Genomic DNA, 23059 nt, shown 5'->3' with positions numbered 1-23059 from the left:
TCAGCCTCGCTGGGATGCGGCAATGGGGGTTTTCCTGGCCGGGCGCGCACCGAGCGCCGGTCGCGGGTCGAGCGCGCCGCCGGGGTTGGTGAACGACAGAAGCAGCCTGTCGGCCTGGATTGCCGGGCGGCTGAGGCGCGCCGGCGCCGCCGCGCGCGGCCCGGCCATGGCGGCGCGGCGGGCAACGGCCAGGTTCACCTTCAGGTCGGGCATGCCGGCGGCGTCGAAGAGGCCGTTGGCGGTGGCGAGCGCGCGGGCGAGCGCATCGGCCTCGAACAGTTCCTGGCGCAACAGCTCGACCAGGCGGCGCACGGCGCGCCAGCGCTCGGTCAGCACCTCCGCCTTGGCTTTCGCTTGCCCGCCCAGCGCCTCGACGGCGGCGCGCGCCTCTGCCGCGGCGGCCGCGGCACGGCATTTGTCCGCTGCCGCGATGATCTTCTCCAACAGCGCGACGACGTCGTTGCAGTCGTCCAGCGCGATGCGCGCGGCGGAGAGATCGCCGTCGCCGAAAACGGCGCGGTCCTCGGCCTGTTCGCAGCCGCGCCGGCGGGCGATCGCATCATTGAGGTCGGCATCGAGCAAGGCGATGACGGCAGCATATTCGGCAGCCGTCCGCGCCCTGCCGAGCTGTTCGGCATGGGGGGATGTGGTCACGGGATGGGTCCTTGTGGTGGGGTGTGCGGGAGGGCGTAACTGCCAATCCCCCTTGTGGGGGAGATTGGCAGGGCAGAGGGAGGCGCGGAGGATCGCGGCGTTGATTCAGCCTGGGTTCCTCGCCCCACCAAGTGGGGAGAGGTGGCTCGGCGAAGCGAGACGGAGATGGGATGGCGCCGACCTGTGCCGGACTCTCCGGCAGAAGCGCCTGCGCCTTACGAAGACCCCCTCTCCGACCGCTTCGCGGCCACCTCTCCCCCGCCTTGCGGGGGCGAGGAACGTCAGCTCGCCCTAAGGCTCGGCGTCGAACACTGGCGTGAACGCGCGTATCGTGCAGGGCGTCGGGTTGACGTGGCGGATCCGCACCCGGCCCTGCCCTTCCCAGCTGTCGTCGATGGGCACCTCGACATTGCCGGTGAACAGGCTCGCCTTGCCGTCGGGCGCGACGAGGGAGGGCATGCGCACGCTTTCCCAGCGGCCGCGGATCAGCGACTGCACCTGAAGCCCTGTCGTGTCGGTCTCGAGCAGGGACAGGATGACACCCGCCACCTTCTTGCGTCGCCCGAGGATCGAGCCGTCCCGGCCGGCGCCGTCGAGCTCCAGCGTGTCGGCCTGCGACTGGAACGCAAGCCCGGCCTGCCATCTGGCCGCGACGGCGCCGCCGGGCAGCGTCACCTGGCCGGAGGCGACCGGCAGCCCGCGATAGACCTTGCCGCCGGCCAGCACGTCGACCTTTTCGCCGTTGAGATGGGCAAGCCCGGACACGGTGTTGACGGCGGCGCCCGAATAGGTCAGGCCGCAATCGACCTGGAAGGCGTCCTCCAGCGCCCCATATTCGAACGGCGCCGTCATGATCTCGATATAGCGCCTGGTCACGCCGCCGATGGTGCGCCTGACGATCAGCCAGATGTCGTCGACGCCATCCTGGCCGGGCGTCACCACAGCGCTTTCGACAGCCGCCCAGCCGGAACCGGCGACGGTACCGCCGAAGCGGTGGCGGTGCATGCCGCGCACCTCCTGCGAGGGCTGGTGGGTGTAGCCGCCGAGCTCGCCATTATCGAGCGGAAACCAGAGCATCGGGTCGGGGTCGGTCTGGAACGCCAGCTCGACCACGCCACGCTTGGCGATATGTTCGGAGATCTGGCCGATATCGTCGGAGGTGAAGCGGCCGGTCGAAGCCTGCGTCAGCTCGGCGATCGAGCGGCGCGAGCGCGTGACATAGAGGAACGACTGGCCGGCATCGACGGGGCGGATGCGGGCACAGCCCGACGTGCGCGAGCGCCGGTTCTTGAACGAGGAGGGCGTCAATGCCTCGTCGATGCCGGAGCCGGAGAGTGCGCGGATGCCGCCGAGCGTCCCGATCAGCAGCGCGCCGTCCGATTCCGCGATCCACGTGATGTCGTTCGCCTGGCCGCCGCCGGCCTGGAGGAATTCCAGCGCGTCGTCATCCTTCTCGCCCAATGCGAAATTGTTGAAATCCCCCGTCGCCGAGGCGTAGACCGAAAACTTGCGGCTGAAGGCCAGGCGCTCCTCGTAGAGCGATCCGCTTTCGACATATTTCCCCGGCACGAGCGTGCCCAGGCGCCAGCGGGATATCGGGCTGAGGTCCGGCAGGGCAAATCCATGCAGTTGGACTTTCACCGCCGTGGCGCTGGTGCGGCTGGTGATCTTGGCCCAGCGCCAGCGGCCATCGGACGCTAGCAGGCGAATGGCCCGGCCGACGTCAGAAGCCTGGAAGCCGGCGCCGCCATTGATGCCGGCGGTCGATGACGCCGTGAGGTCGAACGGGGTCTGGCTGGCCGCCGCCCGGTTGAGGTTCAGTTCGGAAAACGCGCTGTCCGAAGCGCCGTTGATCGCCTTCCACGTAAAGCGGTGATACTCGAACGCCAGCTTGTTCAGGAATTCATAGTAGCGGGTTTCGCCGCCCGACCAGCCGGTCTCGCCGGTGCGGCTGTCGAGCGTCACCCATGTCGCGCCGTCATTCGATCCTTCAAGCACCCAGATTGTCGGCGTGCGGTCGACCGTTCCGCCGGTGCGTGCGGTCAGATAGTAGTTTTCGACGATGGCCTGCGCGCCACCGGCAAGCTGGTAGGTGACCGAGCCGTTGGTGGCACCGGCGATGCCGCTGTCCGTCTCTGTCGCCTTGTCGAAAAGCTGGAAGGCGTCCCCTGCCCCGCCCATGCCTGAGACCGTGCCGGAAGGCGCGGTGTTCGACGTCATCTTCGGCGTCAGCGCCCCATAGTCCGCGGGCGTCAGCGTGGTCGGCGTATCGTTGATGTCGTCATAGGGCCCGTCGTCGATCGCGTAGTCGTCGAGCGCCCATGCCGTATGGGCGGTGCGCGTCAGCACCTTGAGCGGATAATCCCTGTGGGAAATCCACATCTGGTCCGCGGACTGCACATAGTCGAGATCGAACAGGTCGGCTTCAAGATAGGGCGAGGCCACCTCGACCGTGCCGACACGCGCGCCATAGGCGTAGACGCGGATGTAAAGATTGCCGAACTCCAGCATGTAGGCCTGGTCGGCCGAGAAGATGAACGGGATCGCCCGCGTCGCCTTGGCGGACGTCTTGACTTCGCCGACGAAACAGGTGCCGCCGCGCTTGCGGATGCCGCCATGCGGCAGGGTGACGAAGTTTTCGCATTTCGACAGCGCCGCGCGGTAGAGATCAAGCGAGGCGCGCGCATGCAGGCGTGGCGAGATCTCGCCACGGGTGAAGACGTCCTGGACCGGATAGAGCGTCGCCATCAGCGCATGGCCCCCGCATAAAACCGGCTGTCGCCGCGCTGCCGCGCCCAACTCGATGTCGAAAGCCGTCCGCCGCGCTGGATGGCCTGCGCGGTGAAGGCGGCGTCCAGCGCGCGGTCGTAGGCCGAACGGGCAATGTCGATCATGCCGGCCTTGTGCGTCAGCGGATGCGCGATCTTGACGGCGAGTGCCGCCACCAGCACTTCGGTGAACGGCGCGTCCCAGTCGTTGGGGTCGGTGAGGTTCGCGACATAGCGGATGGTGAGCGGTCCCGCCCGGTCGCTGTAGACCAGCCCCGCCTCCTGCCGCCACGAGATCGCGATGCCGTCCGGCTCGCCATTGTGGGTCAGCGGCAGCGGGCGAAGGCAATCGACGGGGAGTTCATAGACCCAGTTCAGCGTGCAATCGCCGGAACCGGTATCGCTGCCGGCCAGGGATGCCGAAAGGATGGCGAACACCCAGGCGTATTTCGTCAACTCGGCCTCGCGGGTCAGGTCGAAATGCATGTTGAGCAAGCGCGCGGCCTTGATGTCCTCGTCAAGGCTGTCGATCGGCGCCTCGTCAAGGACGGCCAGCGCCATATTGGCGATGTCGGTCGGGGTTATGGCCATGGGTAAGGCCTCCGTGGGTTGTGATTGGGGGAAGTGCGTCTTTCTCCCCGTTCACGGGGAGAAATGCCCGGCAGGGCAATGAGGGGCAGCGCCGGCATCGACGGTTGGCGTCAATGTTCAAGCGCCGGCGCTCGCAGGAAGGAGGTGGGCCTGGCCCACCTCCCGGGAGACGAAACCCTATGCCTCGGTCGTCTTCAGAGCGATGAACGTCATGGTCTTGACGCTCGACGCGGTGCGGTCCCAGTTCGCCGCCAGCGCCAGCTCCGCGTCGGTGGCGAATTCGCCGGCGGTGGAGGCGTCGAGGAAGCGGGTGCCGGGAACGTGCGGCACGAAATGCCGGCGGCCGACCATTTCCGTCACCCCGCCGCCATGGCCCTGGCGGGGCTTGCGGTCGAACTCCAGCGGCCCGCCTTCGGTGTTGACGGGCAGCTCGTTCCACAAGATCGCCTTGTCCTTGAACATGAACGCGGTGTAGACGCCCGCCGCCTGCGGGATGTCGTCGTCGACCACGCAGCGCAGCCCCATGTAATAGGGGATGAGCGGCCCGCCCTGCTGCGAGGACGGCACATAGTCGATGAGGTCGGCGAGCTTCAGCGCTTTCATCTGCTTGGAATGAATCCAGAGGGTGCGGAACTTGTCGGCACGGTCGCCCATCAGGTAGGCCGCCTCGATGATGTCGGTGTCGACGATGGAGGCGCCGGTGGCGCGCACCAGGTCGCCGCCGTCATTGGCCAGATTGTCGACGACGACACCCTTGAGCATGCCGATGAGGGTCAGCTTGTTGGCGCGCTGCCAGTACTCGGTCTGCCGCTTGACGATCAGCTTCTGCGGATCGTCGCCCGCCAGGATGGAGGTCAGGTCGGGAACGCCCCACGCCTGGGCGCGGACATTGCGGGCGGCGACCTCGCGGCGCGAGCCGATCTTCTTCATCTCGATGGAATCGGCCGGGTCGTCATTGACCGGCTCGGACGGATCGTTGCCGAGGTCCTTCCAGCCGGGCATGTCGACGGAACGGCCGCCCATCGACAGTTTCGAGGAGATGGCCGGATCGGAAAACAGGATGCCGGCCTGGTAGATTTCGAGCGACTGGACGTGCTCCTCGAAAGCGTATTGGGCATAAACGGACGGAACGATCGCGTCCGCGATACGGGTATAGGCGTCTGCCATTTTGTCTTTCCTTTGAGAGATTGATCGGCGGCTGATGCGTCGGGATCAGAGCGGGTTGTTCGGCATCCAGAGATCCGGGTTTTCGCCCGCTTCCCTGGCCAGCCGCCGGGCGCGTTGAGGGTCGCTTTTGACAAGGGCTGAAATGGCCGAAACGTTGCGCTCGCCGGCGGCGTTGCGCCGGAAGGGGTTTTGCCCCCGCGGCGCCGCGTCGGCGTCGATCGTGTCTTCGCGGAACATCGCCTCGCCGATCGCCTGGAAGGCCCTGGCGATCTGCGGATCGGTCAGGGCGCCGTCGGGCAGAAGGATGCCCTTCTGCTTGTAGGCATCGACCAGGCCGAGCTTCTTCATCGCCCGGTTGGCCACCTCCAGCTTCTGGCGAAAGCCATCGCTGTCGGCCGGGCCCCAATCCTTGACGAGGTCGTCATGGGTGGCTTCGACCGAGCGGGCGAGCGCTGCCTGCTGGGCCGCCGCCTGCTCGGCCATGTAGCCGACGAACCTGTCATGATAGGCCTGGGCGATCTTCGGCGTGGCGCCGGCTTCGACCGCCCAGGCCTTGGACGCCTGGGCGAGTTCGTCCGAATAGGCGAAGGTTTCCGGCAGGCCGTCGGGCCGCCGGTATTCGACCTTTTCGGGCGATGTCAGCGGACGCATCGCCTCGGGCAGCCGGGCATGGAATTTGTCCCAGTCTTCCTTCGGCGCGTCCCTGGCTGGAACGCGCAGGCTTTCGCCCTGCCGCCGCTCCAGCTCCGCATAGGATGTGAAAACCCGATCGAGGCTTTCAGGCTTGGTCCAGCCCTTGGCTTCAGCAAGCTTGCGGTTGCCTTCGGAAAGACCGTCAAACCAACTTTTGCCGGCAAGCACGGCGGACCCGTTATCCGCGCCTGCCGGTGGCCGTTCCGGGTTGCCCGCCGGCTGCGACGAGGCAACCACGGACCCGGCATCTGCCAGATCTGTCATGTGATGTTCCTTTTGAGGGTTAGGTTGAAAGTGAGCTTGGTGGCGCCGCCAATCGTCCTTGTGTGAGGGTGAGGAGCGGTCTACGCGGCAGGAAGGGCGGCCAGACACGGCCGGGACCGCTCAGGCTGAATCATTTTGACAGGCATCGGCGCTAGCGCCTTGTTCGAAAGAGGTGTTTCGCCTCCCGGTTCATCAACGCCCGAGAAACCATGTCTTATATCGTGACAGCCTGTGCCGCCGTTCCGCCGCAATGCGGCCGCACGGGACGATCGATAGGGATTTCAAATCTTTAAGGGAGACGTCACATGAACCTTCACAAAACAACTGCCGCCGTTTTGATGATCGCCGCGCTGGCGGGCTGCGCGCAGACGGAAGGCCAGCAGCGGGCCGGAACCGGTGCGCTGATCGGCGGCGCCGGCGGCGCCCTCGTCGGCCAGGCCATCGGCGGCAACACCAAGAGCACGGTCATCGGCGCGGCCAGCGGCGCCTTGCTCGGCGCCGTCGTCGGCTCGGCCACCACCCCGCAGCGCCGCGGCGACCAGCTCTGCCGCTACCAGGACCGCTACGGCCGCATCTACACCGCGCCTTGCGACGACCGGTACTACAACGGCAATTATTGAATCACCGGCGGCCAGACCGCCGATCTCCCCCCTTGTGGGGGAGATGTCCGGCAGGACAGAGGGGGGCGCCGTAGAGCGCCGACCTCGGTCGCTGCCGAACTTTGAACATGGCCATATGTTTGTCGTCTAGGGCCCGGCTTGAGCGACCGCTCGTGATTTGATCGCCGTGCGATGAACACGGCAAGGCCGGCGGGACAGCGCCCCCCTCTGCCCTGCCGGGCATCCCCCCGCAAGGGGGGAGATCGGCGCTTCAGCGCCTCACCTCTCCTCCTCCCGTGCCGCCTTTTCCAGCGCCACGAGCTGCGCCTCGTCCAGCGTCAGGAACCCCATAATGTGCTGCACCACTTCGGCGCGCGCGTTGCTGAGCGCGCTGTGCAGCTCGAAGCCATTGGGGGTTCTGGTCCGCGCCATCCACTCGCCGTATGACGGGCGCCTGAAATAGCCGACCGTCGCCGCGAGATCGGCCAGCACCATTTCGCCGTCCTCGCCGGAAAACACGCGCATATACGCCTTGGCCAGCGCCTCGCGCGCTTTGGCGGGGCCGCCGCTTTGCGACGCGTGGGCGAAGCGTTTGCGGCTCATGCGCGCTGTCCGGCCGGCATCGCGCCCTGGGCGCCGGCATCAGGTGCCGGCCCATCGGCGGTGCCGCCCTGCAGCATGCCTTGCAGGCCTTCGAGCAGGCCGCTGTCGCGCGCCTGCACGGCCGCCGGCACGGCATCCTTGGCCACCTTGCCGGCGGTGGCGATCGCCGCCATGCCGGCCTGCGCCTGGCTGGCCTTGGCCCTCGCGTCGCGCAGGCCCGCCACCTCATCCTTGCGGCGGAAGATGCGCTGCGGGCTGCGGCCGGCGCTCTGCACGATCTTGAGCGCCTCGTCGCTGTCGATATTGTCCATCACATCAGGGTCGAACTGCGCCATCTGCATGGCCGTGGTCACCAGCTGGATGGTGTCGCGCGCTTCCGCCGAGCGGCGCAAGACATCCAGCGGACCGGTGAAGGTCGGCCGCACCGCCTTGCCCGCCAGGCTCGCCGGCGGCAGGAATCGGCTGTCCTCGTCATAGAGGCCCTTGTCCTCCAATATGCCGAGCTCGCGGTCGAGATTGGTGGCAAAGCCCGCCTGGATGATCGAGCCCGACGGCCCCAGCAGCGCGCCCTTCTCCTCCTGGCGGATCAGCGCCTCGGTGGCGGTCATCTGCGGGTTCTGCACCAGGGTCTGGAACAGGTTGACGAACATCATGTCGCGGATCTCCTCCGCCCGGCTCGCCGCATAGTCGAAGGCGTAGCTCGGGTTCTGCCCGGTGGTGATCGGCGCGATCAGCGGCCTTCCATTGTCGTCGATGAGGCCAGGATAATTCTCGCCCGGATCGAGCACCGGCACATAGTCGAGCCTGGCCTTCGACGCCGTCGGCGGATCGGTGATCTGTTGCAGCGCGCGCAGGCCCGAGCGGCGGACCGCGTTTTCCTCGCGCACGGTCGTCAAGGCTTCGATGGTCGGCGAGATGCCATAGGCGTCGCCCTCGTAGCGGCGCCAGTTGAAGGCCGACACCGGGAAGGTGCGAAAACCGCTCTCGCGCACGATCTCCTCCTCGTCCTCGATGACATGGTAGGAGGCGAAGGCGGCGTCGAGATAGCGGTAGCTTCCGCCCGATCGGTACATGCGGCGCTCGTCACGCGGCTGGATGCACTGGATGAGCGCGATCTTCTCCTCGCATTTGGCGGGGTCGTCGACCAGCGTCCTGATGCGCGCCGGCAGTTTTTCATAGCCGAGCAGCTGCGCCGCCTGGCGCGCGGTGCGTTCGTAGCGGCGGTGGAAGATGTCGACCTGGCCCCAGCGGTTGCGCGAGAGATAGCCTTCCACCACCGGGATCGAGGCGTAGCGGATCAGCGTCGAACCGAACCCTTCCTCGGCATAGAGATAGGCCGGACCGTAGCGCACGACATTGCGCAGGCAGGCTTGCGTCGCCGGCACGAAATTGGAATTGGCGGAGTAGCGCAGCGAAAACAGGAAGTCGCGCAGGTTTTCCGCCCATTCCTTTTCCTCGTCGGTCTCCTCGTCGTCCATCTCGGCGGTGGTCAGCCCGTGCCATTTCTCCGACTGCGGGATGATCAGGCTTTCCAGCCCGGCGGCCAGCCGGTTGGCGGCCGAGTTGATGGTGTTGGCATAGACGCGGGCGCCGCGCCGCTCCTGCCGCTCGGCCTGGCTGTCGCCGCGGCGGGCACCGCGCCCGGAGCGGATATCGGGCGCATCGGGATCGCAGAACTCCGCCACCGCCTCCCAGACGGGCTCGTAGGCGGCGCGCTCACTCTCGAGTTCGGACTGGCGGGAAAGAATATCGCGGGCGCGGGAATCGCTGGTCATGGGGGCCTCGTTAAAACTGGGGGATCTCCCCCCTTGAGGGGGAGATGGCCGCAAAGCGGCCAGAGGGGGTCGGATCGACCGGGTTCGGCCTTCTGCAACAGAAGGAGGTTAGCGCTTCATGCGAGGCGACCCCCTCTGTCGCCTCCGGCGACATCTCCCCCTCAAGGGGGGAGATCGGCAGCTTCAGCCGACGATGTCATTCTTTTGCGCGGTTCTTGGTCTAGGAACGTCTCGCGGCGGGGTTTTGCAGGAGGTCGATGTGACGACGACAAGCCTTGCCGCCCTGAAGAACCAGAGCAAACGTACCGTTAAACGGCTCATCGGCTATGATTCCCGCAACTGGCTGCGCATCCGCCAGATCGAAGCCTTCACCACTTTCCTGACGGCCGCCAACCGCAAATCGCGCGACGTGATCGAGATCTCGCCCGGCTGGAACCGCTACTGGAAGGCGATGTGCCCCAACTATCGCTCGGTCGACTTCCCCGATTTCGACATCTGCAAGGATCGCACCGACGAGCAATATTCCATCGTCATCGCCGACCAGGTGCTGGAACATGTGCAGCGGCCGCAGGCGGCGGCGCGGAACATCCACGCCATGACCCGCGAGGGCGGCTGGGCGATGGTGGCGACGCCCTTCCTGTTTCGCGTACACGCCAGGCCGCACGACTACAACAGGTGGACGCCGGCCGGCCTGAAGCAGCTGATGGTCGATGGCGGCTTCGCCGAGGACAACGTCCAGGCGTTCGGCTGGGGCAACAAGGCCTGCGCCCGCGCCCACATAGGCGGCCCGGTCCGCGCCTACGGCCTGTGGCGGGACCTCAGCAACGACGAGGAATACCCGATGATGGTCTGGGCGTTCGCGAAGAAGGGATGAGCGGTGGAAGCTGCCAATCTCCCCCCTCGTGGGGGAGATGGCCGGCAGGCCAGAGGGGGGCGCTCTCCCGCCGACCTGTCAGCTGAATGGTCGATCCCTCAAGCCATCGCAGGTTGAAAACTGAGAGGTCGGCGTTCCTTCACGCCCCCCTCTGCCCTGCCGGGCATCTCCCCCACGAGGGGGGAGATTGGCAGCGTTCACCCGCCACGCCGCTTCACCAACCTTGCATGCCGTCTCCAATACCACCAGTCCAGCACGCGCCGGCGAAAACTGCGCTTCATCGCGGTCATGGTTACACCCCCAAAAGCACGCGGCGCTGGCCGGCGAGGCTACCGGGCGCCAGATCGGTCTTTATGGTGCTGGCCGTGCCCTGGCGTTGTTCGAGCTCAGCCCGAAGTGCTGCTTCGCGCGCCTGCACGTCCTTATCCCCGGCCGTCGGCACTGCCGGCAGCGGCTTCAGTTCCGGTGGTTTTTGAAACAGACACATGGTTCCAGCCTTCTCTTGTCCAGTCGTAGAGGAAAAAATCTTCGCCGTTCCGGCCATATCCGGGCAGCAGGCAACGTTGCGTGGCGCCCAGCCGCGCAAGCCAGCGCAGCGCCAGTTCATTGCCGGCCAGCGCCCGCGCCTCGACCCGCCAGGCACCGCGGGCGGAAACTTGCGGACCGAGCACCGCGTGAAAGAACTCCGTAATCCCGGGCACGCAGCGCCTCATGCGGCGCGTGCCCCAGCTCCAGGCGATCCAAAGCCCGCTCCGCTGTTCGGCCGCGCCGAAGCCGACCTCCGGATTGCCGCCGAGCTCGGCCACATAGGCAAACCCTTGCAGCGCGGTGAGCGCCAGCAGCGCCGGCGACCAGTAGTCGAGCTGGCAATCGATCTCGGCGCGATCCTCGGGCCGCAAATTGGCGGCGATATAGGAGAGATCGCGCAGGGTCGCGGGGATGATGCGGAGGGTCATGCGGATGCCAGAGCCCGGGGGATAAGGTTCATCTGTGTGAGTGCCGCGTGAAAAATTCACGCCCTTGACCGGTCTCCTCTCCGGTGACCTACTTCGACCATAGAATGAGGGAGCAAAACATCGGTCATCCAATTGAAGGGAGACGGGCGAATGGACATTCGATCGGCGCTGACGCAGATATCTGAGGCCTTCAACGCGCACGATCTCGATCGCATCATGGCGTTCTTTTCCGACGACTGCATCCTGGAGATGCCGAGGGGAGGCAATCCTTGGGGCTCTCGTTTCGAGGGCAAGGAAAACGTACGGCAAGCACTGGCGACACGCTTTGAAGGCTTGCCCGATGTCCACTACGGCAACGCCGAGCATTTTGTGGATTCGACCGCCAATACCGGCATCTCGAAATGGATCCTCACAGGTACCACCCGCGAGGGGGAGAAAAAGGAGGTCAGGGGTTGCGACTTCTACACGTTTCGCGACGGCAAGGTGATCCGCAAGGATTCATATTGGAAAATCGTGGAGTAGGCCCCGCAGGGACATCGCAGCGCGGGCTATCGGGCCGGCGCCGGAGCGCCCGTTTCCTCCAGCGGGAATTGCGCTGCCGCGACGCTCCGAAGAGCCCTCCGCCCTCACCTGAACGCCCCCAGCGGATCGCTCTGCCCCTTCGCCCGTCTCGCAGTCCTGAACTCCGCCGGATCGACCACCGCTTCCCTGAGCATCATCACGCCATAACGCGTCGCCGCCATCAAATCGTCGCGAAGTTTGACCACCTGGCCGTCCTTGCGATGATAGAGCCGGAACTCCTCGAACCAGGGGACAAGCGTCGAAAACACCTTGAACCGGCCGGACTGCATGCGGTCGAGCATCTCCATCAGCCCGGCCTCGACCGAGACCGAACCGTCGGGGAATTGCGCGTGGCGCGACAGCATGTTCAGCCCGTGCGCGGCATATTGCTTGGCGAGCGCGGTGCCCGCCCCTTCCAGCGTTTCGCGGCGGCCGTCGCGCGGCCACGCCCAGGGCAGCCATTCGCCCCAAGGCTTCAGGGTCAGCGCCTGCATGGCGGGAGTCTGCTGCGAGGCGCGCGCGGCCTTGGCGACATAGACGACGTCGGCCTCCGTATCCCAGGCGAGCTCGACCGCGGCGGAAGGGTGGTCCCAGCCGAAATCGAGCGCCCCGATGCGCGGCCAGTAGCGCGGCAGCCGGAACGGCGCGCAGGCAATCAACTCCTCCGCCACCGGAAAGATGCGGCCGGACCCCAGCACGGGAATGCCCCGGGCGCGAGCCTCGCGCTCATGCGCGGGATAGGCGGCAACGATCGCCGCGCGCTCCTCGGGCGAATAATGCTCGGCGTCGTCTATGGTCATGAAGGTGACGTGACGGGACATGGGGGATCCTGAATCACTTTCGAGATAATCGATGTAGCGTCTTGTGAAGGCTACGTTTTTCGGACCAACGTCGCGCCGCCCCTCACCTGCCTGCCGGCATCCTCTCCCCGTATAGTGACGGGGAGAGGGGTGCTGTTGTCGACGGTTTCGCCAATCGCGAACGTTCAAAAATCGGCGCCGAGATTGCGGCCAGCTCCCTTCTCCCCGTCATTACGGGGAGAAGGTGGCGGCAGCCGGATGAGGGGCAGCGCCGACGAAGGGGAGCAAGCGCCAAGTGCGATGCCGCTCGTCCCCAATCAGTTTCTTCTCCATCACCCCTTCCCCATCCCCTCCACCTTCGCCGCCGACAAAAACAGCAGCACCACATCGGACATGCCGAGCAGCGGCGTGAAGGTGACGATGGTGATGCCGCCGGTGGCGTTGGTGCGGGTGAGGCCCTCGGAATAAATGTCGAGCGGCGGTTCCTCGTCGAACCAGACGCCGTGCAGCGTTTCGCCCTGCCATTTCTCGCGGCCCTTCTCGAAACTCTTGAACGACAGCACGCTCTCGCCGGCCTGCACGTCGCCGCCGCCGCCATGGCGCACCACGATGCTGTCGAGCGCGCCCGGCGCGCCGCGGCCCATCATGGTGTCGACGATGGCATCGGCCGGGATCATGCCGGTGCCCCATTGCGCCTGCTGCTGCGGCGGGCCGACCAGCACGCGCTGCGGATTGTCGCGCGTGCCCTCGCCGGTCACGCCGGCGGCCCACAGCCGCACGGGCGCATCGAAAACCTTGCCTTGCCACCACGCGGGATAGCGGCCGGTCAGGTGCATGGCCCATTCGGCGCCGCCGGCGCGGGTCTTGCCGAGCTGGTTGCCGGCCATGAACAGCCGCTCGCGGTTGGCGGCGCCTGCCGCGTGAAACGCCGCCTGCCTGGCATAGGGCCGGTAGGCGGCAAGCTGGTTGGTACGGCGCCTGCGGTCAAGCTCCGCCAGCAGCGCCAGATATTCCGTCCTCGCCGCCACCGGCGATGTCTTCGAGGAACGGTTTGACCGCGGCTTCGAGCGCGCGGATGCGGCTGCGGATCTCTTCATCGCTCAGGGCATCCAGATGGTTGACGGCGACATCGAAATCCTTGGGCAGCACCGAAAGCACGATCTTCAGATACTGGTCAGGCTTGTCGGCCCGCACTTCGGCGATGACGCCGGCGCCATGGGCGCGGAAATCGGCGCGCACGGCGGCGAGAAAGTCGTCGCCCAGCGTTTTCTTCGGGCGTTTGCGGCGGGTCTCCGGCGCGGTTTCCGGGCTTGCGCTCCGGCTGGCGGCCGGCTTGCGCCCCTTGCCGCGCGCCGGCACTGCGGCGGTTTCGTCAGCCATGGCCCGTCACCGTCTCGGCGTCGCCGGCGCGGGCCTTGGCCTTCGACGGCGCGGACTTGACCGACCGGACCCGCTTCTTCTTCGAGCGGGCGGATTTCTTCCTGGCATTCGTGCCGCCCTTCGGCCGCCCGGCAAGCTTTGCGGCGCCCGGCAGGCCCTTCAGGCCCGCCATCACGAGGCCGACGGCGCCGCTATGAATCGCTGGCTGCGGGAAAGCGAAGCCGCCGGCCGCGTCTCGAACCATGCCGATCAGCACGCCGATTGCGACCTGCTCGATCCGGCCGAGCCGCGTCTGCGGCGCCGCACCCTCGAATTCGCCAATGGCGCTGACGACCTCAAGGCCGTCATCCCCGGTGATGATGGTGGCATAGCGTGGCATGGGATTTCTCGCGGATAATCGTCAGGTTCGAAACGTCGCATTCCTTCGCGTCCCCCTCTGTCCTGCCGGACATCTCCCCCACGAGGGGGAAGATCGCAGCTTCGGCGCCTCGCTTTTTTCTACAACGTTGGCGATTGGCGAAAGCCGGGACAACAGCCGATCTCCCCACCCGTGGGGGAGATGGCCGGCAGGCCAGAGGGGGGCGCCGTAGAGCGCCATCGTTCGAAGAGGAAAGCAAAACCAGAAACACAAAACCCGCCTCGGCGGCGGGTCATCGGCGCAACTCAGCACCATAGATAAAAACATAGCATAGTTGCCTTCACCCCGTCAACAGGTTTTAGGAAAAAATTCCTTATCGGCTTTAGGCATCCCCGCGCAGCGAATGCACGCCTTCACGGCATGGGCGAACAGGATCAGCCCAACTAATGAACCGGGGCTTCGTCACAATCTCGCTGTGAAGGTCGCTAAGCGCGTTGAATGAAGATCCGCTCGAATATCGCGCCAATACCCAGCACGACCGGCGCTCTTGTTTCGGCGCGCCAGAATCAAAAACCCGCCTCGGGGGCGGGTCATCGGCGCAACTCAGCACCATAGATAAAAACATAGCATAGTTGCCTTCACCCCGTCAACAGTCTTTAAGAAAAAAAATCCTATCTTGCCCGTCCCAGCGTGATCCTCCCCCGGCCTATCCGCTTTGTCAGTTGGGTGCTGGAGCATTGACCGCGAATTGCGCGGCGAACGCCCTGCCATAGGCGGGCCGGGCTTCGCCGCGGGCCACATAGGCAGCCAGGTTTTGATATTCGTCCAGAATGCCCGACATTCTGAGCCGCAGCAGCACAGATACCATCAACAGATCGCCCGCGCTGAACGCGCCGTCGAGCCAGTCGGCGCCGCCCAGATGGGCCGAGAGCCTGTCCAGCCGGGCGCGAACGCGGTCCTTCACCAATGGCAGGCGCTCCTCGCTCCAGGGCTTGTCGGCCTCGAATATTTTTGCCGTCGTCAGTTCGAGGATCGGCAGCTCGACGGTGTTGAGCGCGGCAAACATCCAGGTGATGGCGCGGGCGCGGGCATCGCGATCCTCCGGCAGCAGCCCCGGATACCGCTCGGCAAGGTGGAAGACGATCGAGCCGGTCTCGAACAGGCAGAGCGAACCGTCCTCGTAGGTGGGGATCTGGCCGAAGGGCTGAATGGCCAGATGGTCGGGCGCCTTCATCTCGGCATGGGAAACAAGACGAACCTCATAGGGCTGGCCCACTTCCTCGAGCGCCCAGCGAACGCGCGTGTCGCGCGCCAGTCCCTTGCCGCCGTCGGGCGACCGTTTGAATGCCGTAATGGTGATTGTCATTGCATCCGCTTCCTTGCCTGTTTCCGGGCTTCCTGGCGATGACGAACAAGCCTGCGCGGCAGCCCGACATCGGTCTTGAACTATTTTCCTTGCCGGGCGCGGATCGCGAATGGATGTCCGCGCGTTCTGAACGCCTATGCACGCCGCCTCAAAGTGACCTCGGTTTTGGGCGACATGCGTAGGCCGATACCTGCAAGTGCGTCGCACGGGCCCTGTTCAGCGTGACGCGCCTCACCGATGGGAGCAACCGCCATGAACGTCGCCAACCTGCAACTCGAGGGCCTGCTGATGGCCGTCGCATCGATCAACCACGTCCTGGTCAGGAAGGGCGTGCTGACATCAGAGGAGATCGACATCGCCCTGCGCAAGGCCGAAGCCGGCGAAACCAGCGAGGAGCGGTCCGAGGGCATGTCGGCGTCGAGCCGCGACGCCGTCAATTTCCCGATCCGGCTGCTGGAGCTCGCCAACCAGTGCCAGCCCGAAGCTGACATGCCGTCCTTTTCGAAACTGGCGCGCATGGTCGGCCAGATGAAGGAACCCTACAACGACCAGATGTAGCTACGCCCTGCCCGGCCATCCCGGATTGAACGAAAGCACGCGGCCCGGCCCGTGCACGGCGGCGAACAGCAGCCCGGCCAGGAAGGAAAAATGGTCGACGAAGAAGCCGAATTCCGCCTGGTTGCCGGCCCAGTGGCTCGGTCCGTGGAAGGCGAAGCCGAGGAACAGCACGTAGACCGCCGCGACCAGCGCGGCCGGCGTGAAGAAGGCGCCGGTGAGGAAAGCGATCACCAGCAGCACCTCCAGTATCGCCGCGCACCAGGCCAGGAACAGCGGAAACGGAAAGCCGGCGGCGGCGATATAGCCGGCGGTGGCGCCCATGCCCATGAACTTGAACGTCACCGCCATCAGGAAGACGGCCGCGAAGATCAGGCGGGCGATGAGCAAGGCGGCGGTCTGCCACGGCGATTGGACGGTTGGCGACGGCATGGTTGTTCTCCCGTTTCGTTTGCTTGTCTTACCCAATTCCGGATGGAAACCGAACTTTCCTGGAATTGCTCCTAGGACGCGCCACGCGCCGCGCATCCGACATGTCTGCCGAAGTTTTTTCCGGATGTCGCGATCGGCGCCGCTCGATCGGGCCCGCTGTCGCAAAACCGGATTCCGGTTTGCCGGCTCCTGGATAGAGGGGGCCGCATCGTCCCTGATGTATCTCGCCGCCATGCGCCTGGAGCCGGCCTGAGGCGGCGGAGCCGATATTCCGGTCGGTGTTCGCCAAAGCCTGCAAAAGCCGCTATGGAACCAGCGGCGTCAAATGCTGTTATGTATGACCGCAGGGTCGCGCCGCGACGGCGGCGCGCCGGGGGTGGAAAGTGAGGCTCGGCATGGCGGACGACAAATCGAAGATCAAGCAGGATCGCAAGCTGGTTTCGAGCGAGGAAACCTATGAGGTTGCCGCTTTCGCCCGCAAATACGGCATCCCGCAGAGCGAGGCCCAGACCATCATCAAGCGCTACGGGCCCTCGAGGAAGAAGGTCGACAACCACATGGCCGCGCGCGGATAGCTCGGCGCGACCGGCTTTGGAAGCGTTGCCCGGGGCAGGACCCGGGCGCATTGCGGCACCGAATGGTTGGAGGCCACGGCCATGCCCGACACCGCGCGCAGAACCGGCAGTTGCCTTTGCGGCGGCGTGCAGTTCACCGTCAGCGGTCCGCCCCTGCGGGTGGGTCTCTGCCATTGCAAGGATTGCCGCAAGACCAGCGGCTCCGCCTTTGCCGCCTTCGCCATCTGGCCGCGCCAAGCGTTCGAGACATCGGGCATTCTCGGCACCTATGCCGGCCGCGGCTTCTGCCCGACCTGCGGCAGCCGTGTCGCCTCGCTCAGCGACGACGAAGCCGAGGTGATGATCGGCAGCCTGGACGTGGCGCCGACCGATCTCATGCCGGAGTACGAATTGTGGATCGGCCGGCGCGAATCCTGGCTGCATGCCTTGCCCGATACGCGGCAGTTCGAACACGACCGGCCCGCCGCGCAGGCTCCCGGCCCGCCGCCGCCGAGGCCGCTGTCGGACGCAGCTCCCGGCGGCTGAAAATTAGTCGAAAAGTTTAGCGGCTGCGACGGAACCCCGGAACGGCGGCCGGCGTTATCGGGCGCCTCAGTTTCAATGGAGATCGCCGTGAACGACAAGTTCTTTCCCCGTCCGGTCAGGCTGAAGGTCGGACCGGCCCGCGAGCGCGTGGTGCGCAGCGCCTGGGAAGGCCTGGAATGCCTGCGCGACTGGCCCGGCAAGCACGGCCGGCGCTACCGCGCCGCATGGCGCAGCTGCCGCGATGCCCTCGATGGCTGGACCCCGGCCGAGAAGGCGATGCGGGCCATGATCGATGCCGGGCGCGAGGCGGAATTTCTGCCCGGCAACGGCAAATCCTGAAAGCCTGCCGCCTCAAGGGGCGGTTCGGAACCCGATAGCTGCATCGCGGCAAGCCGCCGGCTACTGTTTCGGCGGCTGCGGCGGCACTTCACCCGGTTTGATCACCGGCGTCTTGCCTTCGTTGGGCGCCGGCGCGGCCATGCCCTGGTCGCCTGTCGGCGGCGGCTTCAGCACGCCGCCGCAATCGTTCAGCGTCTCGGTCAGCGTGTTGTCGGTCGGCTGCTGGTTGCCGTCGGGCTTGGCCCGGCATTTTTCGCTGGGCGCCTGCTTGTCGGGGTTCTGCTGCTCGGCCTGTGCCAGCGCCGCGGCGGGCGCGGCGAGCATCAGGCTGACGGACATGATGGCGAGAAGTCTCATCTCGGCCTCCTTTCCGGGTTGGGCCGCCCTCACCGGCCGCCCAATAGTCGATGGCGTGCCTTCGATAGGCTTGCCTCAATAACCGCCGACGATCGGCAGGATTTCGCCGGTGATGTAGCTGGAGCATTGCGGCGAGGCCAGGAACACATAGGCGGGCGCGATTTCCTCCGGCTGGGCGGGCCGCTTCATCGGCGTCTTGGCGCCGAACTGCGACACGTCCTGCGCCTCCTTCTCCGACGGATTGAGCGGCGTCCACACCGGTCCCGGCGCCACCGCGTTGACGCGGATGCCCTTGCCGACGAGGTTGCCCGACAGCGCCCGGGTGAAGGCATGGATGCCGCCCTTGGTCATGGAGTAGTCGACCAGGTCCTTCGATCCCTCGATGCCGGTGACCGAACCGGTGTTGATGATGGCCGAACCCGGCTTCATATGCGCCACCGCCTCCTGCGCCATATGGAAGTAGCCGTAGAGGTTGGTCTTCAGCGTGGTGTCGAAATGCTCCTCGGTCAGGTCGGCGAAATCGGTGGAATGGATCTGGAAGGCGGCATTGTTGACCAGCACGTCGAGCCGCCCCAGTTCCTTGACGACCCTTGCCACGGCCTTGGCGCAGAAGGCGCGATTGCCGACATCGCCGCGCAAGGCGAGGCAGCGGCGGCCCTCCGCTTCGACCGCTTGCTTGGTCGCCTCCGCGTCACGGTCCTCGCTGAGATAGACGATGGCGATATCGGCACCCTCGCGCGCGAACAGCACGGCCACCGCACGGCCGATCCCGGAATCGCCGCCGGTGATCAACGCCGCCTTGCCTTCCAGCTTTCCCGAACCGCGCCAGAACGGCGCGTCATAGAGCGGCGCCGGCTCGATGGCCCATTCCTCGCCGGGTTTGGGATGATGCTGGGCGGGAAAAGGCGGCGCGGGATATTTTCGCGCGCCGGCCTGCATGGCGCCGTCGCCCTTGGGCTTGGCCTTGGCGCGGTCCTTGGCGTCGACCTTGCGCTGGATGCTGCGCTGCTTGCTGGTTGCTTTCGAACTGTCGCTCTGGGTGCTGGTCGGCATGGTCATCTCCTCTGTGTGTGGACCGAAGACATCCCGAACCTCCTCGCGCAACGCGCGGAACTGTTCGCGATGTCTTCGGTCCAAACGCTCTGCTCGCAGGGACAACGCATGTCGGCGGAAAAAGTTGGCGGCTTTCGCAGGCACGCATTGCAACCCTCGCATCCTGCCGCCGTTTCGCCTGCCGGAGGCAATCATGTTCGAAGGTTTTCAGACCCTCAAGGTCGACTGCGGGGATGCCCGCATCTTCGCCCGGCGCGCCGGCGACGGGCCCGCCGTCCTTCTGCTGCACGGCTTTCCGCAGACGCATCTGATGTGGCGCGACGTGGCGCCACGCCTGGCGGACCGGTTCACCGTCATATGCGCCGACCTGCGCGGCTATGGCGCCAGCTCATGCCCGGCGTCGAGCGCCGATCACGCCCCTTACGCCAAGCGCGCCATGGCCCGCGACATGGTGGCGCTGATGGCCGAGCTCGGCTTTTCCAGCTTCATGGTCGCCGGCCATGATCGCGGCGGACGTGTCGCCTACCGCCTCGCGCTCGACCATCCCGACCGCGTCGAAAGGCTTGCCGTGCTCGACATCGTGCCCACCGCCGACGCCTGGGACCGGGCCGACGCCAGGCTGGCGCTCGGCTATTGGCCGTGGTCGTTGCTGGCCCAACCCGAGCCATTGCCGGAAAAGCTCCTGGCGGGCGCGGCCGACGCGATCGTCGATGACGCCCTGGGCGGCTGGGGCTCGTCGCCAGAGACATTTTCCGCCGGCGTGCGCCAGGCCTATGTCGAGGCCCTGCGCGATCCCGCCCATGCCCATGCGATCTGCGAGGAGTACCGGGCGGCCGCGAGGCTCGACCGCGAGCACGACCATGCCGATCGCGCCGCCGGCCGGCGCATAGCCTGCGCGGTGCTGGCGCTGTGGAGCGGGCAAGGCGCGCTCGCTGAATGGTATGCCGGCGAAGGCGGACCACTGGCCTTGTGGCGCGGCTGGGTCGGCGATCTGCGCGGCCATGCGGTCCAGGGCGGGCATTTCTTTCCCGAAGAAGCACCCGCGCAAACGGCCGCCGAATTGAGCGCTTTCTTCGCCGGCCCCGAAACCACCGCCCGAGAGGGCAATGTCAGGAAAAGTGCCTAGCGGTTTCCCACGTACCACTTTCCCTGGGGAATCGCGTCGAAACGTCTGGAGCGGTTCAGCGGGAACCTTCCCAGCCGGCCGCGACCAAGGGAATTGGAACCACATCCTTGGCTGCGCAGTTGCAGGGGCATCGAATGAACCCGGGAGCAGAACCATGCCACGCGGAGAAAAATCCAAATACACCGACAAGCAGGAGCGCAAGGCAGACCACATCGCCGAGGGCTACGAGCATCGCGGCGTGTCCGAGAAGGAAGCCGAGCGCCGCGCCTGGGCCACCGTCAACAAGGATGATGGCGGCGGCAAGAAGGAGGGCGGCTCCGGCCGCGGCAAGCACACCGGCCATCCCGCCGCGCATAAGGGCGGCGAAAAGGGCGGCAAGGCTTCCGCCTCGCGTTCGGCCGCCAGCCGGTCGGCATCGGCCAGGAAGGCAGCCGCGACCCGCAAGCGCAACGAAGCGCACGCCCATTGATGCGCGGGCGACCGGGTCACGAAGTTCCTATGCACCTTGCCTGCCCTCGCCCGGGCTGCTCTTGATCAGATCGTCGCCCGGCGGATCATCGAAGTTGGGCTCGGCCGGATTGTCGGACGGCGGCCTTTGCGGACAGTCCTCGTAGCCGTGGTCGCGGCCGCCGCAGAACGAACAGCACATGGCCTCGCGATCCCTGTTCCCGGGCGGCCATCGCGGGGTTTGGTAAGGCTTCCTGCCGAGCATGCCCAGCAATGCGCGAGGCGCGATTTGGTTGCGCGCCAGCGCCGTCCCTCGCAAGAGAAGACGCCGGCTGTTGCGCAACCGCCAGACAAAGTGCGAATCTCCCCGGCATGCCGCAACCAAGCTTGATCGCCCGGCGTTGCGGATCATGCCTTGGAGAGACCGCCATGTCCGTTCGAATCCTGTTGCCGACCGTGGCCGCCATGCTTGCCGCCACTGGCCTGGCCGAAGCCCGGCCCGACAGCCGCGCCATGAGCTGCGCGCAGATCCGCGCCGTGATCCAGAGCCACCGCGCCGTCGTGCTGACCACCGGCCCCAACACCTATGACCGCTATGTCAGGCAGTTCGGCAATGAATGCGATTGGCCCGAAGTGCCGATGTCGGCCTATATCCCGGCCCGCGACGGGCACTGTCCGGTCTACCGCTGCGAGGAGCCGGTCAACAATTTCCCGAATTGACCGGTCGGCCAGGCGCCGGCATCGACGTTCGGGGATTGCCGCATCCCTGCCTGAAACCATTCCGAGGGGCCGGCGTTGACGGTGGGGTGGCCGCCACAGGAGATGCCCATGACCGTCAACTGCCGCGTATCCATCGACAACCGACCTCAATCCATCGAGGCCGTGTTCCAGGCCGTGCCCCGGATCGGCGAGAGCGTTTCGCTGTCCGTCGACGGAAACGCGCAGGACCTGCGCGTTTCGCGTGTCGTGCATGTGCCCGACGGCTCGCTCGAAGGGGCTGCGATCATCGTCGAGGTGACGGGCAACATCCTGTAGTCGCCTGAATCCGCAAATGCGGCGCGCCTTGGCCACGGCGGATCGGCAGCGGCAGCTTTCAGATGCCTAAGCCGATCGTCTGGCCGGCGTCTTCCATAGGGTGCTGCGGCACAATGATCGACGCCAGCGGCGCGTTCAGCGTCCATCTGAAATAGCCGGGCGAGCGCTCGATCACGGCGGACCCGCCGAGCGACTGCGGCGCCACCCTTTGCAGGACAACGGTGCCGAACCCCTTGCGCGTGGTGTCGTCGCGCTCGTCGCCGCCGCTATAGGGGGGCGACCGCTCCTCCCAGACAAGTTGGAATTCGCGTTCGGCCAGAGCGTCGTCGCTCATGCTCCAGGTCACCTCGACCCGGCCGGAATCGCTGGCGAGCGCTCCGTACTTGGACGAATTGGTGCCAAGCTCGTGGAAAGCCATGCCGAGATTCTGCACCGCATTCGACTGCAAGGTCAGCAGCGGTCCCGAAAGCAGTATCTGCTCCTCGCGGCCGAACGGTTTGAGATGTTCCTGGACCAGGTCGAACAGGCTGGCTCCCGCCCAGTTCGAGGTGACCAGCAGATCGTGCGAGCGTGACAGCGCCATGATGCGGGCGCGGATCATCTCCTCGAACTCGCGCGGGTCCTGCGAGCGCTTGCTGGTTTCCCTGACCATCGACAGGATCACCGCAAACTGGTTCTTGACGCGATGGTTGACCTCGCGCATCAGCATCTTGATCCGGCGCTCGTTCTCCCTGCTGGCGCTGATGTCGCGGGCGATCTTCGAGGCGCCGACGATCTCGCCGCTGACGTTCCTGATCGGCGACACCGTCAGCGAAACGGCAATGAAGGTGCCGTCCTTGCGCTTTCGCGTCGTCTCGTAGCTCGCGAGGCGTTCGCCGCGGCGGACCTTGGCGATGATCTCGGTTTCCTCGTTCTTGAGGTGGTCGGGGATGAGCATCAGGATCGACTGCCCCAACGCTTCCTCCGCGCTGTAGCCGAACATGCGTTCGGCCGCCTGGTTCCAGCTTTTGATGATGCTGTTCAGGTCCTTGCTGATGATGGCGTCGAAGGAGGAATCGACGATCGCCGCCAGCTGCGCATCGGCCGTTGCGTCCTGTTTTTCACCGCTTGCTATGTCAGCCATTGCCCCGCCAGGTGTCAGCCTATAGCCACTAGATAACGCGTGCGCCGGACAAGGCAATCACCTTGAAGCGGCCTGCTGCTTCA

At 66.0% G+C, this 23059-nt stretch carries 28 protein-coding genes and 1 pseudogene; 11 read left to right on the top strand and 18 right to left on the bottom strand.

The window, feature by feature from the left end; all coding sequences use genetic code 11:
* The 5 genes from FJ959_RS15640 to FJ959_RS15620 form a co-directional block, all read right to left on the bottom strand.
* Positions 1 to 654, bottom strand: a complete 654-nt coding sequence (locus FJ959_RS15640; RefSeq protein WP_140623034.1) for a hypothetical protein — start codon at positions 652 to 654, stop codon at positions 1 to 3.
* Positions 655 to 945: 291 nt separating this feature from the next.
* The gene (locus tag FJ959_RS15635; protein WP_140623032.1) at positions 946 to 3402 is read right to left on the bottom strand and encodes a hypothetical protein; all 2457 of its coding nucleotides are present in this window, start codon (positions 3400 to 3402) and stop codon (positions 946 to 948) included.
* Positions 3402 to 4013: a hypothetical protein gene (locus FJ959_RS15630; RefSeq protein WP_140561078.1), complete on the bottom strand. Its 612-nt coding sequence runs from the start codon at positions 4011 to 4013 to the stop codon at positions 3402 to 3404. Before FJ959_RS15630 ends, FJ959_RS15635 begins: the two co-directional genes overlap by 1 nt.
* 177 nt (positions 4014 to 4190) lie before the next feature.
* Positions 4191 to 5180, bottom strand: coding sequence for a Coat protein (locus FJ959_RS15625; RefSeq protein WP_140630714.1), 990 nt, complete (start codon positions 5178 to 5180; stop codon positions 4191 to 4193).
* A 45-nt stretch (positions 5181 to 5225) separates the two neighbouring features.
* Positions 5226 to 6137 carry a hypothetical protein gene (locus FJ959_RS15620; protein ID WP_140623030.1) on the bottom strand — a complete coding sequence of 304 codons (912 nt, stop codon included), beginning with the start codon at positions 6135 to 6137 and terminating at the stop codon, positions 5226 to 5228.
* A gap of 305 nt (positions 6138 to 6442) precedes the next feature.
* On the opposite strand from FJ959_RS15620, the gene FJ959_RS15615 reads away from it, so the two are divergent.
* Entirely contained in the window at positions 6443 to 6757 is a 315-nt protein-coding gene (locus FJ959_RS15615) for a YMGG-like glycine zipper-containing protein (protein WP_140521524.1), read from the top strand.
* A gap of 258 nt (positions 6758 to 7015) precedes the next feature.
* Here FJ959_RS15615 and FJ959_RS15610 read toward each other — a convergent pair whose 3' ends face one another.
* Together FJ959_RS15610 and FJ959_RS15605 are read right to left on the bottom strand one after the other, a co-directional pair.
* On the bottom strand, positions 7016 to 7339 hold the full coding sequence (locus tag FJ959_RS15610; protein WP_140623028.1) for a hypothetical protein: 324 nt from the start codon (positions 7337 to 7339) through the stop codon (positions 7016 to 7018).
* Complete coding sequence (locus tag FJ959_RS15605) at positions 7336 to 9114, bottom strand: portal protein (RefSeq protein ID WP_140630711.1); 1779 nt, start codon at positions 9112 to 9114, stop codon at positions 7336 to 7338. The genes FJ959_RS15610 and FJ959_RS15605 overlap by 4 nt, the downstream gene beginning before the upstream one ends.
* 259 nt (positions 9115 to 9373) lie before the next feature.
* Between FJ959_RS15605 and FJ959_RS15600 the strand changes: the two genes are divergently transcribed.
* Positions 9374 to 9988 (top strand): methyltransferase domain-containing protein, encoded by a 615-nt coding sequence (locus FJ959_RS15600; RefSeq protein ID WP_224519113.1) that lies wholly within the window; start codon positions 9374 to 9376, stop codon positions 9986 to 9988.
* Between the two features lie 422 nt (positions 9989 to 10410).
* On the opposite strand, the gene FJ959_RS15595 is transcribed toward FJ959_RS15600, so the two are convergent.
* A complete protein-coding gene (locus FJ959_RS15595) occupies positions 10411 to 10944 on the bottom strand; it encodes a hypothetical protein (RefSeq protein ID WP_140521522.1) in 534 nt (177 codons plus the stop codon).
* A 150-nt stretch (positions 10945 to 11094) separates the two neighbouring features.
* Between FJ959_RS15595 and FJ959_RS15590 the strand changes: the two genes are divergently transcribed.
* A complete protein-coding gene (locus tag FJ959_RS15590; protein ID WP_140521521.1) occupies positions 11095 to 11466 on the top strand; it encodes a nuclear transport factor 2 family protein in 372 nt (123 codons plus the stop codon).
* Between the two features lie 104 nt (positions 11467 to 11570).
* On the opposite strand, the gene FJ959_RS15585 is transcribed toward FJ959_RS15590, so the two are convergent.
* The 5 genes and pseudogenes from FJ959_RS15585 to FJ959_RS15560 form a co-directional block, all read right to left on the bottom strand.
* Positions 11571 to 12326, bottom strand: coding sequence for a terminase family protein (locus FJ959_RS15585; RefSeq protein WP_140630708.1), 756 nt, complete (start codon positions 12324 to 12326; stop codon positions 11571 to 11573).
* Between the two features lie 347 nt (positions 12327 to 12673).
* A pseudogene (locus tag FJ959_RS15580) lies at positions 12674 to 13333 on the bottom strand (terminase family protein); the annotation flags it as partial.
* Positions 13290 to 13685, bottom strand: a complete 396-nt coding sequence (locus FJ959_RS15575; protein WP_140499976.1) for a hypothetical protein — start codon at positions 13683 to 13685, stop codon at positions 13290 to 13292. The pseudogene FJ959_RS15580 and the gene FJ959_RS15575, both read right to left, overlap by 44 nt.
* Complete coding sequence (locus FJ959_RS32310) at positions 13678 to 14064, bottom strand: hypothetical protein (RefSeq protein WP_224647124.1); 387 nt, start codon at positions 14062 to 14064, stop codon at positions 13678 to 13680. Before FJ959_RS32310 ends, FJ959_RS15575 begins: the two co-directional genes overlap by 8 nt.
* Positions 14065 to 14761: 697 nt before the next feature.
* Positions 14762 to 15409 (bottom strand): glutathione S-transferase family protein, encoded by a 648-nt coding sequence (locus FJ959_RS15560; protein WP_140499977.1) that lies wholly within the window; start codon positions 15407 to 15409, stop codon positions 14762 to 14764.
* 252 nt (positions 15410 to 15661) lie between these two features.
* Here FJ959_RS15560 and FJ959_RS15555 point away from each other — a divergent pair, with 252 nt between their 5' ends.
* Positions 15662 to 15967 (top strand): hypothetical protein, encoded by a 306-nt coding sequence (locus FJ959_RS15555; protein WP_140499979.1) that lies wholly within the window; start codon positions 15662 to 15664, stop codon positions 15965 to 15967.
* On the opposite strand, the gene FJ959_RS15550 is transcribed toward FJ959_RS15555, so the two are convergent.
* The gene (locus tag FJ959_RS15550; RefSeq protein ID WP_140499981.1) at positions 15968 to 16396 is read right to left on the bottom strand and encodes a DoxX family protein; all 429 of its coding nucleotides are present in this window, start codon (positions 16394 to 16396) and stop codon (positions 15968 to 15970) included.
* A 395-nt stretch (positions 16397 to 16791) separates the two neighbouring features.
* Between FJ959_RS15550 and FJ959_RS15545 the strand changes: the two genes are divergently transcribed.
* The 3 genes from FJ959_RS15545 to FJ959_RS15535 all read left to right on the top strand — a co-directional run bounded on the left by FJ959_RS15545 (position 16792) and on the right by FJ959_RS15535 (position 17835).
* Positions 16792 to 16971 (top strand): DUF3606 domain-containing protein, encoded by a 180-nt coding sequence (locus FJ959_RS15545; protein WP_140630704.1) that lies wholly within the window; start codon positions 16792 to 16794, stop codon positions 16969 to 16971.
* Between the two features lie 81 nt (positions 16972 to 17052).
* Entirely contained in the window at positions 17053 to 17496 is a 444-nt protein-coding gene (locus FJ959_RS15540) for a GFA family protein (protein WP_140582355.1), read from the top strand.
* An 87-nt stretch (positions 17497 to 17583) separates the two neighbouring features.
* Positions 17584 to 17835, top strand: a complete 252-nt coding sequence (locus FJ959_RS15535; protein WP_140499984.1) for a DUF982 domain-containing protein — start codon at positions 17584 to 17586, stop codon at positions 17833 to 17835.
* Positions 17836 to 17895: 60 nt separating this feature from the next.
* Here FJ959_RS15535 and FJ959_RS15530 read toward each other — a convergent pair whose 3' ends face one another.
* Both FJ959_RS15530 and FJ959_RS15525 read right to left on the bottom strand, forming a co-directional pair.
* Positions 17896 to 18192: a hypothetical protein gene (locus FJ959_RS15530; RefSeq protein WP_140499986.1), complete on the bottom strand. Its 297-nt coding sequence runs from the start codon at positions 18190 to 18192 to the stop codon at positions 17896 to 17898.
* Between the two features lie 75 nt (positions 18193 to 18267).
* Entirely contained in the window at positions 18268 to 19245 is a 978-nt protein-coding gene (locus tag FJ959_RS15525) for an SDR family oxidoreductase (protein WP_140499988.1), read from the bottom strand.
* A gap of 193 nt (positions 19246 to 19438) precedes the next feature.
* Between FJ959_RS15525 and FJ959_RS15520 the strand changes: the two genes are divergently transcribed.
* Both FJ959_RS15520 and FJ959_RS15515 read left to right on the top strand, forming a co-directional pair.
* The gene (locus tag FJ959_RS15520; RefSeq protein WP_140630701.1) at positions 19439 to 20371 is read left to right on the top strand and encodes an alpha/beta hydrolase; all 933 of its coding nucleotides are present in this window, start codon (positions 19439 to 19441) and stop codon (positions 20369 to 20371) included.
* Between the two features lie 154 nt (positions 20372 to 20525).
* Positions 20526 to 20840 carry a plasmid stabilization protein gene (locus FJ959_RS15515; protein ID WP_140515975.1) on the top strand — a complete coding sequence of 105 codons (315 nt, stop codon included), beginning with the start codon at positions 20526 to 20528 and terminating at the stop codon, positions 20838 to 20840.
* 27 nt (positions 20841 to 20867) lie between these two features.
* Here FJ959_RS15515 and FJ959_RS31795 read toward each other — a convergent pair whose 3' ends face one another.
* Complete coding sequence (locus tag FJ959_RS31795; protein WP_181171916.1) at positions 20868 to 21020, bottom strand: hypothetical protein; 153 nt, start codon at positions 21018 to 21020, stop codon at positions 20868 to 20870.
* Between the two features lie 227 nt (positions 21021 to 21247).
* On the opposite strand from FJ959_RS31795, the gene FJ959_RS15510 reads away from it, so the two are divergent.
* Complete coding sequence (locus FJ959_RS15510; protein WP_140515977.1) at positions 21248 to 21538, top strand: hypothetical protein; 291 nt, start codon at positions 21248 to 21250, stop codon at positions 21536 to 21538.
* Positions 21539 to 21646: 108 nt separating this feature from the next.
* On the top strand, positions 21647 to 21853 hold the full coding sequence (locus FJ959_RS15505) for a hypothetical protein (RefSeq protein ID WP_140515979.1): 207 nt from the start codon (positions 21647 to 21649) through the stop codon (positions 21851 to 21853).
* A 58-nt stretch (positions 21854 to 21911) separates the two neighbouring features.
* Here FJ959_RS15505 and FJ959_RS15500 read toward each other — a convergent pair whose 3' ends face one another.
* The gene (locus FJ959_RS15500) at positions 21912 to 22976 is read right to left on the bottom strand and encodes a PAS domain S-box protein (RefSeq protein WP_140630699.1); all 1065 of its coding nucleotides are present in this window, start codon (positions 22974 to 22976) and stop codon (positions 21912 to 21914) included.
* Between the last annotated feature and the right edge of the window lie 83 nt (positions 22977 to 23059).

This window comes from Mesorhizobium sp. B2-2-4 (genome assembly GCF_006442375.1).
Taxonomy (GTDB): domain Bacteria; phylum Pseudomonadota; class Alphaproteobacteria; order Rhizobiales; family Rhizobiaceae; genus Mesorhizobium.
The sequence above is the reverse complement of the archived record's forward strand: the minus strand, read 5'-3'. Positions and strand labels throughout refer to the sequence as shown.